General features: G+C 71.5%; 10 protein-coding genes and 2 tRNA genes. 5 read left to right on the forward strand and 7 right to left on the reverse strand.

The window, feature by feature from the left end; genetic code table 11:
• Positions 1–2529 carry a heavy metal translocating P-type ATPase gene (locus tag ACFFJB_RS13710; protein ID WP_376832129.1) on the reverse strand — a complete coding sequence of 843 codons (2529 nt, stop codon included), beginning with the start codon at positions 2527–2529 and terminating at the stop codon, positions 1–3.
• A 250-nt stretch (positions 2530–2779) separates the two neighbouring features.
• On the opposite strand from ACFFJB_RS13710, the gene ACFFJB_RS13715 reads away from it, so the two are divergent.
• Positions 2780–3865 carry a linear amide C-N hydrolase gene (locus ACFFJB_RS13715; RefSeq protein WP_376832131.1) on the forward strand — a complete coding sequence of 362 codons (1086 nt, stop codon included), beginning with the start codon at positions 2780–2782 and terminating at the stop codon, positions 3863–3865.
• A gap of 240 nt (positions 3866–4105) precedes the next feature.
• On the opposite strand, the gene ACFFJB_RS13720 is transcribed toward ACFFJB_RS13715, so the two are convergent.
• Positions 4106–4180 (reverse strand) — tRNA-Gly (locus tag ACFFJB_RS13720).
• 371 nt (positions 4181–4551) lie between these two features.
• Positions 4552–4626: transfer RNA gene (locus tag ACFFJB_RS13725), tRNA-Gly, on the reverse strand.
• A gap of 286 nt (positions 4627–4912) precedes the next feature.
• Between ACFFJB_RS13725 and trxA the strand changes: the two genes are divergently transcribed.
• The 3 genes from trxA to ACFFJB_RS13740 all read left to right on the forward strand — a co-directional run bounded on the left by trxA (position 4913) and on the right by ACFFJB_RS13740 (position 6826).
• Positions 4913–5803, forward strand: a complete 891-nt coding sequence (gene trxA, locus ACFFJB_RS13730; RefSeq protein WP_376832133.1) for a thioredoxin — start codon at positions 4913–4915, stop codon at positions 5801–5803.
• Between the two features lie 40 nt (positions 5804–5843).
• A complete protein-coding gene (locus tag ACFFJB_RS13735) occupies positions 5844–6521 on the forward strand; it encodes an LON peptidase substrate-binding domain-containing protein (protein WP_376832135.1) in 678 nt (225 codons plus the stop codon).
• A gap of 65 nt (positions 6522–6586) precedes the next feature.
• Entirely contained in the window at positions 6587–6826 is a 240-nt protein-coding gene (locus ACFFJB_RS13740; protein WP_376832137.1) for a Trm112 family protein, read from the forward strand.
• A gap of 6 nt (positions 6827–6832) precedes the next feature.
• Here the strand turns inward: ACFFJB_RS13740 and ACFFJB_RS13745 are convergent, their stop codons facing one another.
• Positions 6833–7363 (reverse strand): hypothetical protein, encoded by a 531-nt coding sequence (locus ACFFJB_RS13745; RefSeq protein WP_376832139.1) that lies wholly within the window; start codon positions 7361–7363, stop codon positions 6833–6835.
• A 130-nt stretch (positions 7364–7493) separates the two neighbouring features.
• The gene (locus ACFFJB_RS13750) at positions 7494–9800 is read right to left on the reverse strand and encodes an NADP-dependent malic enzyme (protein WP_376832141.1); all 2307 of its coding nucleotides are present in this window, start codon (positions 9798–9800) and stop codon (positions 7494–7496) included.
• Between the two features lie 470 nt (positions 9801–10270).
• Between ACFFJB_RS13750 and rpmB the strand changes: the two genes are divergently transcribed.
• Positions 10271–10561, forward strand: a complete 291-nt coding sequence (rpmB, locus tag ACFFJB_RS13755) for a 50S ribosomal protein L28 (RefSeq protein WP_376832143.1) — start codon at positions 10271–10273, stop codon at positions 10559–10561.
• Between the two features lie 308 nt (positions 10562–10869).
• On the opposite strand, the gene cobT is transcribed toward rpmB, so the two are convergent.
• A complete protein-coding gene (cobT, locus tag ACFFJB_RS13760; RefSeq protein WP_376832145.1) occupies positions 10870–12759 on the reverse strand; it encodes a cobaltochelatase subunit CobT in 1890 nt (629 codons plus the stop codon).
• Between the two features lie 224 nt (positions 12760–12983).
• Positions 12984–13970: a cobaltochelatase subunit CobS gene (cobS, locus tag ACFFJB_RS13765; protein ID WP_376832147.1), complete on the reverse strand. Its 987-nt coding sequence runs from the start codon at positions 13968–13970 to the stop codon at positions 12984–12986.
• Positions 13971–14207 lie beyond the last annotated feature (237 nt).

The raw sequence follows: 14207 nt of genomic DNA on the forward strand, positions 1-14207 counted from the left end.
TCAGGCGGCCCGCGCCGGGGGCGTGAAGCGGCGCAGGCGCAGGGCGTTGCCGACCACGAACAGGCTGGAGAGCGCCATGGCCCCGGCCCCCAGCATCGGCGACAGCATCACGCCGAAGGCCGGATAGAGCGCCCCCGCCGCAACCGGGATCAGCGCGGCGTTGTAGGCAAAGGCCCAGAACAGGTTCTGGCGGATATTGGCCATGGCGGCGCGCGACAGCGCCAGGGCCGCCGCGACGCCGGCGGGATCGCTGGTCATCAGCGCAACGTCGGCGCTTTCGATGGCGATGTCCGCGCCCGCGCCGACGGCGATCCCCACGTCCGCCGCCGCCAGCGCCGGCGCGTCGTTGACGCCGTCGCCGACGAAGGCCGCCGGGCCGTATGCGGCGCGCAGGCGCTCCAGCGCCGCCACCTTGCCGTCGGGCAGGGTTTCGGCGGCCACGTCGCTGATGCCCAGCTTCGCCGCCACCGCTTCGGCGGTGCGGCGGCTGTCGCCGGAGATCATCGCCGTGCGCACGCCCATGGCCCTGAGCGTCTCCAGCGCCTGCTGCGTCGTCGGCCGCACCGGATCGGCCACGGCGATGACGGCGGCGAGGCGCCCGTCCACGGCGAGATAGACGGTGGACCTGGCCTCCGACGCCAGCCGCGCCGCCGTCGCGGCCAGCGGGCCGACGTCGACGCCGTTTTCGCCGAGGAAGGCCGCCGAACCGGCCAGCGTCCGCCGCCCCTCCACCGTGGCGCTGACGCCGCGGCCGGGCAGGGCGGCGAAATCTCCGGCGGCGGGCGGGGCGATTCCCTCCCGCCGCGCCGCCTCGGTGATCGCCGCCGCCAGATGGTGCTCGGACTGCGCCTCCACCGCGGCGGCGAGGCGCAGCGCCTCCGCGCGCCCGAAGCCGTTCGTGGTTTCCAGATCGGTGAGCGCCGGCCTGCCGGCGGTGAGCGTGCCGGTCTTGTCGAAGGCGATCACCCGCACGCCGGCCAAGGTCTGCAGCGCCTCGCCGTTGCGGAACAGCACCCCCAGCTCCGCCGCCCGGCCGGCGGCGACCATGATCGACATGGGCGTGGCCAGGCCCATGGCGCAGGGGCAGGCGATGATCAGCACCGACACCGCGTTGACCACCGCCAGCGCCAGGGCAGGCTGCGGGCCGAAAAACAGCCAGACGGCGAAAGTGAGGGCCGCCGCGGCCATCACCGCCGGCACGAACCACATGGTGATGCGGTCCACCACGCCCTCGATCGGCAGCTTCGCCCCCTGGGCGGTCTCCACCATGCGGATGATCTGGGCCAGCACGGTGTCGTCGCCGGTGCGGGTGACGCGGAAAACGAAGGCCCCCGCCTGGTTGAGCGAGCCGCCGGTTACCTCCGCTCCCGGCTCCTTGGCCACCGGAACCGGCTCGCCGGAGATCATCGACTCATCCACCTGCGAGCGGCCGGAGATCACCAGGCCGTCGAGGGGAATGCGCTCGCCCGGCCGCACCTGGATCTCGTCGCCGGGGCCGACGGTTTCCAGGGGAACGTCGCGCCATTCGCCGTCGCGCATGACCCGCGCGGCGCGCGGCTGCAGGCCCACAAGGCGGCGGATGGCGTCGCCCGCCCGGCCGCGCGCCCGCGCCTCCAGAAACCGGCCCAGCAGCACCAGGGTGACGATCACCGCCGCCGCCTCGAAATAGACATGGGCGGCGCCTTCCGGAAACAGCTGCGGCGCCAGCGTGGCCACGGCGGAATAGGCCCAGGCCGCGCCCGCGCCCACGGCCACCAGGGCGTTCATGTCAGGCGCGCCGCGCAGGAGCGCCGGCACGCCCCTGACGAAGAAGCGCAGCCCCGGCCCGAACAGCGTCAGCGTGGTGAGGACGAGACTGGATAACTGCAGGTTGCGGTGGCCGGCGGCGGCCGCCAGCCAGTGACTCCACGCGGGGATGAAATGTCCGCCCATTTCGATGACGGACACCGGCAGGGTGAGCGCCGCGGCGATGATGAGGTCGCGTTTCAGCCCCGCCGTCTCTCTCGCGCGGGCGGCTTCGCGGGCCTCGGACAGCCCTTGCATGGCGGCGACGCCGTCTCCCTGCCGCGCCGGCGGCAATGGCCTGTAGCCGGCGGCGCGGATGGCCGCCTCCAGCGCCGGCCGGCCGGTGAGGCCGGGGATGAAGGCGACGGCGGCGCGGCCGGCGGCGAGATTGACGGCGGCGGAGACGACCCCGGGAACCGCCTGCAGCGCCCGCTCCACCCGCCCGACGCAGGAGGCGCAGCCCATGCCCTCGATGTCGATCGTCACCGTCTGCGCGGGCACGTCGTAGCCGGCGTCGCGGATGGCGCCGATGGCGGCGGCGAGGTCGATGCCTGCGTCCAGCTCCACCTCGGCGGTCTCGGCGGCGAGGTTCACCGCCGCACGCTTCACGCCAGGCGCGGCCAGCAGCGCCTGCTCCACCCGCCGCACGCAGGAGGCGCAGCTCATGCCCGCCACCGGAATGCGCGCCGTACGGGCGCCCGACGCCTGCGCCGCGGTCGTCGCGGCCTGAACCTGCGCGCTCATCGTGCTCTCCCTGCCGCCGGAACCGGGCGGCCCCGTCACCGATTTAAGGTCTCTTCCGCGTTTCCGCCAGTTTGGCGGCGCCAGGCGCGCCCCGCGCCGCAACTTCGCGGGCCGTGCGGCCAGGCTTCGCGTCACCGTCCGCGCGCCGGCGAAAGCCCTTTTCTGCGCGCCCGGCCAGGCTAAGCTTGGCGGGCCAGAGGCGGGACCGCGCGGATGCAGCAGGGGCCCGCCCCGCAACGGGAGCGCGCAGATGAGCACACTGAACACGATTTCGCCGGCCAGGGGGCGCCGCGCCGGCGCTTTCACCGCGGCCGCCCTCGCCGGGGCGCTGGCCCTCGCCCCCGTGGCCCACGCCTGCACCCGGCTGGTCTATCACGGGGCGGACAATCTCAACATCACCGCGCGCTCCATGGACTGGAGCCAGGAGATCGGCACCAATCTCTGGATTTTCCCGCGCGGCATGGAGCGGCACGGCGCGGCCGGTCCCAATTCGGTGAAATGGACGTCCCGTTACGGCAGCGTCATCGCCACCGGCTTCGACATCTCCACCACCGACGGCATGAACGAGGCCGGGCTGGTGGCCAACGTGCTGTGGCTGGCCGAGTCGCAGTATCCGGAATATGACGGGCGCCAGCCCGGCCTCGCCATTTCCGCCTGGGCGCAATATGTGCTCGACCAGTTCGCCACGGTGGACGAGGCGGTGAAGCATCTGCGTCAGGAGCCGTTCATGCTGGTCACGGACCGGGTGCCGGGCCAGGACCGGCTGGCGACGCTGCACCTCTCCATCTCCGACGCCAGCGGCGACAGCGCCATCATCGAGTACATCGACGGCAAACAGGTCATTCACCACAGCCGGGCCTTCCAGGTGATGACCAACTCGCCGAGCTTCGAACGGCAGCTGGCGCTGAATGAATACTGGAAGGACATCGGCGGCCTGGTGATGCTGCCGGGCGCCAACCGCGCCGCGGACCGTTTCGTGCGCGCGTCCTTCTATGTGAACGCCATTCCGCGGTTTGAGGATCACCAGAAGGCCATCGCCAGCGTGTTCAGCGTCATCCGCAACGTCTCGGTGCCCTATGGCCTGAGCACGCCGGGCCAGCCCAACATCGCCTCCACGCGCTGGCGCACGGTCGCGGACCAGAAGAACCGGCTCTATTTCTTCGACTCGGCGCTGACGCCGAACGTGTTCTGGGTTGACCTGCGCCGCATCGACTTCTCGAAGGAGACGGGCAAGGTGCGCAAGCTCGACCTCGGCCCCAACCAGCGCAACACCTATTCCGGCGTCGCCAACGACCATTTCGTTGACGCGGAGCCGTTTGCGTTTCTGGGTCTGTAAGGGGCGTCCCGGGAGAAGGGCGGTGTCCCGGAAACAGGCCCCCCGTTCTGCGCCCCCGCCTGCGTCATGCCCGGGCCTGACCCGGGCATCCATGCTCCGGCGAGGCTGCAGGACGGGCCGGCGGCCGCAAACGGGGCGGACAGGCCCCCGCGGCCCGGCGCATCGGCCGCGGAGTACGCCAGAAACAGAAAAGCCGCCTTGCGGCGGCTTCTTCCGGCCCCGTGGGCCGCTGGCCATTTCTGGAGCGGGCGAAGGGATTCGAACCCTCGACCCCAACCTTGGCAAGGTTGTGCTCTACCCCTGAGCTACACCCGCGTCCGCCGGCGGCTTGCCCGCCGCCGGTGGCCGCTATTTGCCCCAAAACGGGGCGGCGCGCAACAGTCGTTTGCATGACGGCGCGCCGGACGTGACTGTCTGTGGATGACGCGGCGGCTAGGGGGACAGGGCACCGCCGCCGCGCGCTCCGCCCTGCGAGGTTTGCGGCGCCGCTGGGCCCGCCGCCCGCGCCAGCCCTGCTTTCCACCCCCGCTGACGTCATGCCCGGCCATCAGTTCGGGGGAGCGGCCGCGGCGGAGCTGTATTGGAGCGGGCTGACCGGGCGGGGCGCATCGCCCGCGGGAGTACGCCAGAAACAGAAAAGCCGCCTTGCGGCGGCTTGTTCCGGCCCGTGGGCCGCTGGCCATTTCTGGAGCGGGCGAAGGGATTCGAACCCTCGACCCCAACCTTGGCAAGGTTGTGCTCTACCCCTGAGCTACACCCGCGTCCGTCGGCGGCTTGCCCGCCGCCGATGGCCGCTATGTGCCCTGGATGGCCGCCGGATGCAAGAGGGGAGAACGGCCCCAGGCAAAAAAGTGCGCGGCTGGCCGCCTGCGTGTGGAAAACCGCGGGGCGCATCCGGTCACGGCGGCGCGCCCGCCGCCGCCGGCGCCGGACGGTCGCGTCGGCCACGATTGTTTTCTGCCGCGCGAGAGCCCATTTTGACGGCGACGCAGAATTTGCCGCAAGGGCGTCGCCCTCCGCGCCCGGAGCTCCAGGAAGTCGCTGACCATGACCGATACGACGACGGCAGCATCCGCCATCAAGGATGTAACGACGGCGAGCTTCGCCAACGACGTGATCCGCGCGTCCATGACCGCGCCGGTGCTTGTGGATTTCTGGGCGCCCTGGTGCGGTCCGTGCCGGCAGCTGGCTCCGGTGCTCGAGAAAGTGGTCGCCGCCGCCGGCGGCAAGGTCACGCTCGTCAAGATGAACATCGACGAGCACCCGGAAGTCGCCGGCCAGATGGGCATCCAGTCCATTCCGGCGGTGGTGGCGTTCAAACGCGGCCAGCCAGTGGACGGCTTCATGGGCGCCCTGCCGGAGAGCCAGGTGCGCGCCTTCATCGAGCGTCTGGCCGGTCCGCTCGGCCCCACGGCCGTCGAGGCGCTGCTTGAGGAGGCGGCGGCGCGCGAGGCCGCCGGCGACCTCCAGGGCGCCGCCGGGCTCTACGCCGCCGTGCTGGAGCAGGAGCAGGACAATGTTCACGCCATCGCCGGCCTGGTGAAACTGCATGTGAAGCTGGACGATCTGGAGGGCGCCCGCCGCTTCCTGGAGATGACGCCCGCAAACAGGGCGAACGACCCGGTCATCGCCTCCGCCCGCTCCACCCTGGAGCTGGCCGAGCAGGCCGGCGACCTCGGCGGCGTGGCCGAGCTGGAGGCGCGCCTCGCCGCCAGTCCGGACGATCACCAGACGCGGTTCGACCTGGCGCTGGCGCTCAACGCCCGCGGCGACCGCAAGGGCGCGGTCGAACAGCTGCTGGCCATCTATCGCAAGGACCGCAACTGGAACGACGACGCGGCCCGCAAGCAGCTGGTGCAGTTCTTCGAGGCGTGGGGATTCAAGGACCCCGCCACGGTGGAGGGGCGCAAGCGCCTGTCGGCGCTGATGTTCGTCTGACGCCCGGTCCGGCCGCAGGCGGAGAAAGGGGCGCAGGACAGTGGTGATGAACGCCGTATACCGCGGTCCGCAGGACTGCCCGCTGACCATTCCGCTGTTCCCGCTGGCGGAGGCCCTGCTGCTGCCGCGCGGCGAGATGCCCCTCAACATCTTTGAGCCGCGTTACCTGGCGATGGTGGACGACGCGCTGGCCGGCCGGCGCGTCATCGGCGTGATCCAGCCGGTCAACGGCGCGGGGGATCCCGCGCAGGTTCCGAAGCTGTATTCCGTCGGCTGCCTGGGGCGCGTCACCCGCTTCGCGGAGACCGGCGACGGGCGCTATCTCATCACGCTCACCGGCGTCGCCCGTTTCCGCCTGGTGGAGGAGCTGCCGGTGACCACCCCCTACCGCCAGGCGCGGGTGGACTATTCGCCGTTCCTGATTGATTTCACCGCCCGCGCCGGTGAAGAAGAGGTGGACCGCGCGGCGGTGATCCGGGCGCTGGAGGCCTTCGTGACGGCGAAGGGGCTGCGCGTCGACTGGCGCGGCGTGCGCTCGGCCTCCAACGAGGCGCTGGTCAACGCCCTGTCGATGATGAGCCCTTATGGCCTGCGGGAGAAACAGGCGCTGCTCGAGGCCCCGGACCTGAAAACCCGCGCCGAAATGCTGGTGGCGATCACCGAGATCGAGCTGGCGCGCGGCGGCGGGAGCGGCGGCTCCGATCCGGCGTTGCAGTAAAAGGCCCGCGGGCGCGTCGCGGACGCCGGCCATTATTGACGCCATCTGGCGATGGAGCGAATGCGATGACGGCAGAGGACAACACGGCCCCCCGGCCGGCGCAGGAGACGGAGGCGACGGCCCAGGAAGGCGCCGCCCGGCTTGATCCGCGCCTGCTTGAACTGCTGGTTTGCCCGCTCACCAAGGCGACGCTGGAGTATGACGCGGAGCGTCAGGAGCTGGTCAGCCGTCAGGCGCGGCTGGCCTATCCCATCCGCGACGGCATCCCGATCATGCTGCCGGACGAGGCGCGCCCGCTCGACTGAGCCGGCTCAGCCCGCGGCCGGGCGCACCTCCACCTCCCAGGCGGGGGCGCCGCCCTGCAGGCGCTCGTGCACGATCACCTGGTCGCCTTCCCGCAGCCGGCCCAGATGCACGTCCCGGTCCGGCAGCACGAGGGTTGCGACGTCGCCGGTCATCACCATCACCTGCCGCCGGCTCGCCGCGGCCGCCGCCGCCCAGGCGCGGATCTGGCCGAGCCACGGTTCGCGCCGCCACACCGGCCCGGCGCCGGGGTCGGTCTGCACCACCAGGCGCGCGCCGCCGTGCTCGGTGTAGAGCACCATCTTGCAGCGGTCCGGCCGCCATTCGTCGCCCAGAAAGCCGCCGCCCAGCCACAGGCAGGCGAAGCTGCGGCACTCCTGCGGCCGCGTCGCGTAGCTGGCGCAGCCCTTGCCCGGGCGGCAGCGCGGGCACCAGCGGCCGCGCGGCTTGGCCAGCGCGGCGATGCCCATCACCTTGCAGCACAGCGTGCATGATCCGCATGTGCGCCCGCCGGCGCCCTGGCCCGCAACGCCCGTCACCCTGTTTCCTCCCCCATGGCCGGTTTGCGGCCGGTGGTCCGCCGGCGCGCGGCGGCCCGGCCCGCCCCGCATTGTCCGGCGCCGGCGCGGGCCGGACAAGGGCTGTCGCGCACGTCGCGCCCGCTGCGGTTCAGCGGCCGCCCGCCAGCCGGTCGCGCTCCAGGTCCTGCGCCTCCACCACGGCGATGGCGGTGAGGTTGACGATGCCGCGCGCCGTCACCGAGGGGGTGAGAATGTGCGCCGGCCGCGCCGGGCCGATGAGAATGGGCCCCACCGGCAGGGCGTCCGCCACCGCCTTGGTCATCTGGAAGGCGATGTTGGCGGCGTCGAGGTTGGGCATGATCAGCACATTGGCCGAGTCCGTCAGGGTGGAGTTGGGATAGACCCGGTCGCGCACGTCGCGGGAGAGGGCGGTGTCGGCCGCCATTTCGCCGTCAATCACCAGGTCCGGCGCGCGCTCGCGCACCAGCTCCAGCGCGGCGCGCATCTTGCGCGCCGAAGGCGAGTCGGACGAGCCGAAGTCCGAGTGCGACACCATGGCGATCTGCGGCTCCATGCCGAAGCGGCGCACGTGGCTGGCGCAGGCGATGGCCATCTCCGCCAGCTCCTCGGCGTCCGGATCGTTGCGCACATGGGTGTCGGCGATGAAGAACGGCCCCTTGCTGGTGATCACCAGCGAGACGGCGGCCATGTCCTGCACCCCCGGCTTCAGGCCGATGATGTCGGCGATGTGGCGCAGGCGCGACTGGAAACGCCCCTCCAGGCCGCAGATCATGGCGTCGGCGTCGCCGCGGCGCACGGCCAGCGCCGCGATCACCGTATTGTTGGTGCGCACCAGGGTGCGGGCGGCGTCCGGGGTGATGCCCTTGCGGCCGGCCACCTCGATGTAGGTGGCGACATAATCGCGATAGCGCGGGTCGTCCTCGGGATTGGTCAGCTCGAAATCCACCCCCTGGCGGATGGTGAGGCCGAACCGGCGGATGCGCGCCTCCACCACGGCCGGGCGGCCCACCAGGATCGGCCGGGCGAAGCCTTCCTCGGAGAGCGCCTGCACCGCGCGCAGCACGCGCTCGTCCTCGCCCTCGGCGTAGATCACGCGCTTGGGGTTGGCCCTGGCGCGGCTGATCAGCGGTTTCATCACGAAGCCGGAGCGGAACACGAAGCGCGTCAGGCTCTCCGCATAGGCCTCCAGGTCCGGCAGAGGCCGCGTTGCCACGCCGGTGTCCATGGCCGCCTTCGCCACCGCCGGCGCGATGCGCAGGATGAGGCGCGGATCGAACGGATTGGGGATGAGCGAGCGGGGGCCGAACGGCTGCACGTCGCCGCCGAAGGAGCTGGCGACGATGTCCGAGGGCGCCTCGCGCGCCAGCGCCGCGATGGCGTGCACGGCGGCCAGCTTCATCTCCTCATTGATGGTGGTGGCGGCCACGTCCAGCGCGCCGCGGAAGATGAAGGGGAAGCACAGGACGTTGTTGACCTGGTTGGGGAAGTCCGAGCGGCCGGTGCAGATCATGGCGTCCGGGCGGGCCTTCTGCGCCTCGTCCGGCATGATTTCCGGATCGGGATTGGCGAGGGCGAGGATCAGCGGCCGCGGCGCCATCTTCTGCAGCATGTGCGGCCGGAGCACGCCGCCGGCGGAGACGCCGAGGAACACGTCGGCGCCGCCGATCACGTCGTCGAGGGTGCGGGCGTCGGTCTTCTGCGCGAATTTCGCCTTCCACCGGTCCATCAGCGTCGGGCGGCCCTCATGGACCACGCCCTCGATGTCGGTGACCCAGATGTTCTCCCGCCGCGCGCCCAGCGACACCAGCAGGTTGAGGCAGGCGAGGGCGGCGGCGCCGGCGCCGGAGGCGACGATCTTGATCTCGTCGATCTTCTTGCCGGCGAGGGCGAGACCGTTGGTGACGGCCGCGCCGACGATGATGGCGGTGCCGTGCTGGTCGTCGTGGAACACCGGGATGGACATGCGCTCGCGCAGCCGCTCCTCGATCTCGAAGCACTCCGGCGCCTTGATGTCCTCAAGGTTGATCCCGCCGAAGGTCGGCTCCAGCGCGGCGATGACGTTGACGAGGCGCTCCGGATCCTTCTCCGCCACCTCGATGTCGAACACGTCGATGCCGGCGAACTTCTTGAACAGGACGGCCTTGCCCTCCATCACCGGCTTGGCGGCCAGCGGGCCGATGTCGCCGAGCCCCAGCACGGCGGTGCCGTTGGAGATGACGGCGACGAGATTCTGGCGGATGGTGTAGCGGGCGGCTTCGGCGGGATCGGCGTGAATGGCCTCGCAGGCGGCGGCGACGCCCGGCGAATAGGCGAGCGCGAGGTCGCGCTGGTTGCCCAGCGGCTTGGTCGCCTTGATCGCCAGTTTCCCGGGGCGGGGATGGCTGTGGTACACCAGCGCGCCGGATCTGAGATCGCTCGAAAGATTTGTCGCCACTGCAGGAACTCCAGGGATGCGTCGTCGTCGCGCGTGAGCCGCGCAGGTTCGCCGGAATCGCCGCGCGTCACAACGGCGCCTTTCCGGGCATTGTGTCTGATTGTTGGGCGTTATGCCGTATCGTTCGGCGCCCGCCGCGCCTTCACGGCAGGCGTCCGGCCCTGTCTGAGCCTGCCCCCCCTCCGGCCGCGCCCCGCCGCCGGCGCCTGCCTGGCGTTATCCTTTCCTTGTGGCGTAATTGGGTTTCCGCCGCGTGAAGGGCGGGCGGCGGCCGCGCCAGGCTGGGGAGAGAGGGGACGAAAGGCCGCGGCGCCGGGGTTTTGTCGGTCCAGGCGGGGGCAAATCGGGCGGCGCGGGTTGACGGGCGCGGTGCGCGCCTCTATAGCTCCGGCACTTCATGGAATTGTCGGTCAAGCTAGCTGCCCGCCATGCGGGCCCGCGTCGCTTCGCCGTTGAGCAGGACAACGATCATGGCCCGCCGTTGCGAGCTGACTGGGAAGGCCGTTCTGACCGGCCATCTCGTGAGCCACTCCAATCGCAAGACCAAGCGCCGGTTCCTTCCGAACCTGTGCAACGTCACCCTCCAGTCCGAGATTCTCGAGCGCTCGGTTCGCCTGCGCGTCAGCGCCGCGGCGCTGCGTTCGGTCGAGCACCGTGGCGGTCTGGACGCGTTCCTCGCCAAGGCTTCGGCGTCGGAGCTGTCGCCGGGCGCGCTCGCCCTGAAGCGCGAGATCGAGAAGCGGACCGCCGCCGCCAGCTGAGGCGTGCGTCCGGTTCCGGACAGTGATGGAAAACGGCGGCCTGCGGGCCGCCTTTTCTGTTTGCGTTCCCTGTCTCTCCCTTGCGCCCCGCTAGCGCTGGCCGCGCCATTCCGCGCGGGCGCCTTTTCCGGGGGCCGCCGTAAGGGGGCGCGCCCTTGCGTTCCGCCGCCATGCCCGCGCCGGCGCCTGGAGCGCGCCCCGCCGGCATCCCGCCGTTTATTGGGCGGGGCCCGCCCCGCGTCTCAACAGGAAGCCCGGAGCCAGGCCCGGGCGTTGCGAACGCGGCCTGCGCCGGCGCCTGCGGCGCGTCACCGGCGCCGGCCGCGGCGCTGGCGCGGGGGCTCGTTCTCGTCAAACAGTTCGGCCAGCTTGTCGGTCATGGCGCCGCCCAGCTCCTCCGCGTCGACGATGGTGACGGCGCGGCGGTAATAGCGCGTCACGTCATGGCCGATGCCGATGGCGATGAGCTGCACCGGCGAGCGCTCCTCAATGGCGGCGATGACCTGGCGCAGGTGCCGCTCCAGATAGTTGCCGGGATTGACCGACTGGGTGGAGTCGTCCACCGGCGCGCCGTCGGAGATCACCATCAGGATCCTGCGCTGTTCGGGGCGCGCCAGCAGCCGCTTGTGGGCCCAGTCCAGCGCCTCGCCGTCGATGTTCTCCTTCAGCAGCCCCTCGCGCATCATCAGGCCGAGGTTCTTGCGGGCGCGCCGCCACGGGGCGTCCGCCGCCTTGTAGATGATGTGGCGGATGTCGTTGAGGCGGCCCGGATTCTGCGGCTTGCCGGACTGCAGCCACAGCTCGCGCGACTGGCCGCCCTTCCACGCCCGGGTGGTGAAGCCGAGAATCTCCACCTTGACGCCGCAGCGCTCCAGGGTGCGGGCCAGCACGTCGGCGCAGGTGGCGGCCACGGTGATCGGCCGGCCGCGCATGGAGCCGGAATTGTCGATCAGCAGCGTCACCACCGTGTCGCGGAAGTTGGTGTCCTTTTCCTGCTTGAACGACAGCGCCTGGAAGGGATCGACGATCACCCGCGTCAGCCGCGCCGGGTCGAGCATGCCCTCCTCCAGGTCAAACTCCCAGGCGCGGTTCTGCTGGGCCTGCAGCTTGCGCTGCAGGCGGTTGGCGAGGCGGGCCACCACGCCCTGCAGGTTGGCGAGCTGCTTGTCGAGATAGCCGCGCAGGCGCGCCAGCTCTTCCGGATCGCACAGCTCCTCGGCGGTCACCACCTCGTCGAACCGGGTGGTGAAGGCGCGGTATTCCGCGGCGCGCCCGTCGCCGGGGCGGGTCTGGGGCGGGCGCGGGGCGTCGCCGGGGGTCTCGGAATCGGAGAGGTCCGAGTCGTCCGTGACTTCGCCGGGCGGCGCGTCGTCCGCCTCCATGGCTCCTTCCTGCAGCTCGTCGGAGAATTCGTCCGTGGTTTCAGTCTCGCCGCGCTCGCCGGCGTCCTGCTGGCCGGCGTCGCCCTGCTCCTCCTCGCCGCCGGACTGCGGCTCGTCCTGCTGCTGCTGGTCGTCGTCGTCCTCGCTCCCGTCGTCGTCGAGCTCGTCGGCCATGTCGAGGCTGGAGAGCAGCTCGCGCACCGAACGGGCGAAGGCCTTCTGGTCGTCGATGGCGTCGACGAGGGCGTCAAGGCTGCGGGCCGCGCGGCTTTCCACGCTGTCGCGCCACAGCTCCACGGCGCGGGCGATGGAGGGCGGCGGCCTGAGGCCGGTGAGGCGCTCGCGGGCGATCATCGCCAGCACGTCGGGCAGGGGCGCCTCGGCGCGGTCGGAGACGCTGGCCAGATTGGCGCGGCCGTAGCGGTCCTCGAGCATGGCGGCGATGTTGCCTGCGGCGCCGGCCATGCGGCGGCTGCCGATGGCGTCCACGCGCGCCTGCTCCACCGCGTCATAGATGGCGCGGGCGTCGGCGCCGGCCGGGGCGTATTTGCGGTGCACGGCGTCGTCGTGCAGGGCGAGGCGCAGGGCCATGGAGTCGGCGTGGCCGCGCAGCACGGCGACGTCGGCGGCGGACATTTTCCGCGGCGGCTCGGGCAGCCGGGCGCGCTCGCCGGAGAGGCCCGGCCGGTCGGAGCCGAAAGCAACCTCCAGCGCGCTGTCGCCGGCGATGGCGCGCATGCAGTCGGCGACCGCGCGCTTCAGGGGTTCGGTTGGGGTGGGCTTCGGGCTTCCCCCCCGGGTGTTCGGGATCGTCACGATCGCCCGTCCTGACTGGGCCGGACCGCGACGCCAGCCCGCAGCCGGGCTGGCGGCCGCGGGGCCGGCCGGTTAGACCGCTGGAGCGGCCCGCGGCGTCGCCGCCGGGCGGGCCGCCCCGGATTGCGCCCAGTATGCCTGGAAGCTGGCGCGTCCGCATCCGGAAATGGCCGCGCAGCCAGGGCGCGGGCTGCGGCGCGCGGCCGGAGCCCGCCTGCGGGCCGTCAGGCCAGCGCCAGGTTGGCGGCGCTTTCCGGCAGCTCCCGGCCGAAGCAGCGCTGGTAGAACTCGGCCACCAGCGGACGCTCCAGCTCGTCGCACTTGTTGAGGAAGGTGAGGCGGAAGGCCATGCCCACGTCGCCGAAGATATGGGCGTTCTCCGCCCAGGTGATCACCGTGCGCGGGCTCATCACCGTGGAGAGGTCGCCGTTCATGAAGGCGTTGCGGGTGAGGGCGGCGAGGCGCACCATCCGGTCCACGGTGTCGCGGCCTTCCTGGCTGTCGCGATAGTGCGGCGCCTTGGCCAGCACGATCGCCACCTCGCGGTCGTGCGGCAGGTAGTTCAGCGTCACCACGATCGACCAGCGGTCCATCTGGCCCTGGTTGATCTGCTGGGTGCCGTGATACAGGCCCGAGGTGTCGCCAAGGCCGATGGTGTTGGCGGTGGCGAACAGGCGGAAGGCCGGATGCGGATGGATGACGCGGTTCTGGTCGAGCAGCGTCAGCTTGCCCGAGACCTCCAGCACGCGCTGGATCACGAACATCACGTCGGCGCGGCCGGCGTCATATTCGTCGAACACCAGGGCGACGTTGTTCTGCAGGGCCCAGGGCAGGATGCCGTCGCGGAACTCGGTGACCTGCTTGCCGTCCTTGAGGACGATGGCGTCCTTGCCCACCAGGTCGACGCGCGAGACGTGGCTGTCCAGGTTCACGCGCACGCAGGGCCAGTTGAGGCGCGCCGCCGTCTGCTCGATATGGGTGGACTTGCCGGTGCCGTGATAGCCGGTGACCATCACCCGGCGGTTCCAGGCGAAGCCGGCGAGGATGGCGAGCGTGGTCTCACGGTCGAACAGGTAGTCCGGGTCGAGCTCCGGCACGTGCTCGCTGGGGGCCGAATAGGCCGGAACTTCCAGGTCCGTGTCGATGCCGAACAGTTTGCGGACGGAGACTTTCACATCCGGCAGGCCGGATGATGCGCTTTGGGCTTGCATGTACTTCCTCGATCTGCAACCGGATGCGGCCCCGGGAGCGTGAACTGGCGCCGTCTGACCGCTTCGGGCCGGCGGCGGTCAGGCGTCACGCTCCGCCAGCGCGATGAGACGCACGGCCCCTGCGCCGGTAAGGTTCGCACGGCTGGCGTGGCCCGGCCGCCCCGGCGCAGGCGCGCTCCGGATATCCGGACGGCCCGCCCCGCGGCGCGCGCCGCCATGGCGGAAAGCGACTCAACT

It is taken from the genome of Camelimonas abortus (genome assembly GCF_042432745.1).
GTDB lineage: Bacteria > Pseudomonadota > Alphaproteobacteria > Rhizobiales > Beijerinckiaceae > Camelimonas > Camelimonas abortus.

Bases quoted from the DNA above. Each gene is read 5' to 3' on its own strand.
- ACFFJB_RS13715 (WP_376832131.1), top strand. From the start codon at position 2,780: ATGAGCACACTGAACACGATTTCGCCGGCCAGGGGGCGCCGCGCCGGC.
- ACFFJB_RS13710 (WP_376832129.1), bottom strand. From the start codon at position 2,529: ATGAGCGCGCAGGTTCAGGCCGCGACGACCGCGGCGCAGGCGTCGGGC.
- rpmB (WP_376832143.1), top strand. From the start codon at position 10,271: ATGGCCCGCCGTTGCGAGCTGACTGGGAAGGCCGTTCTGACCGGCCAT.
- cobS (WP_376832147.1), bottom strand. From the start codon at position 13,970: ATGCAAGCCCAAAGCGCATCATCCGGCCTGCCGGATGTGAAAGTCTCC.
- ACFFJB_RS13740 (WP_376832137.1), top strand. From the start codon at position 6,587: ATGACGGCAGAGGACAACACGGCCCCCCGGCCGGCGCAGGAGACGGAG.
- trxA (WP_376832133.1), top strand. From the start codon at position 4,913: ATGACCGATACGACGACGGCAGCATCCGCCATCAAGGATGTAACGACG.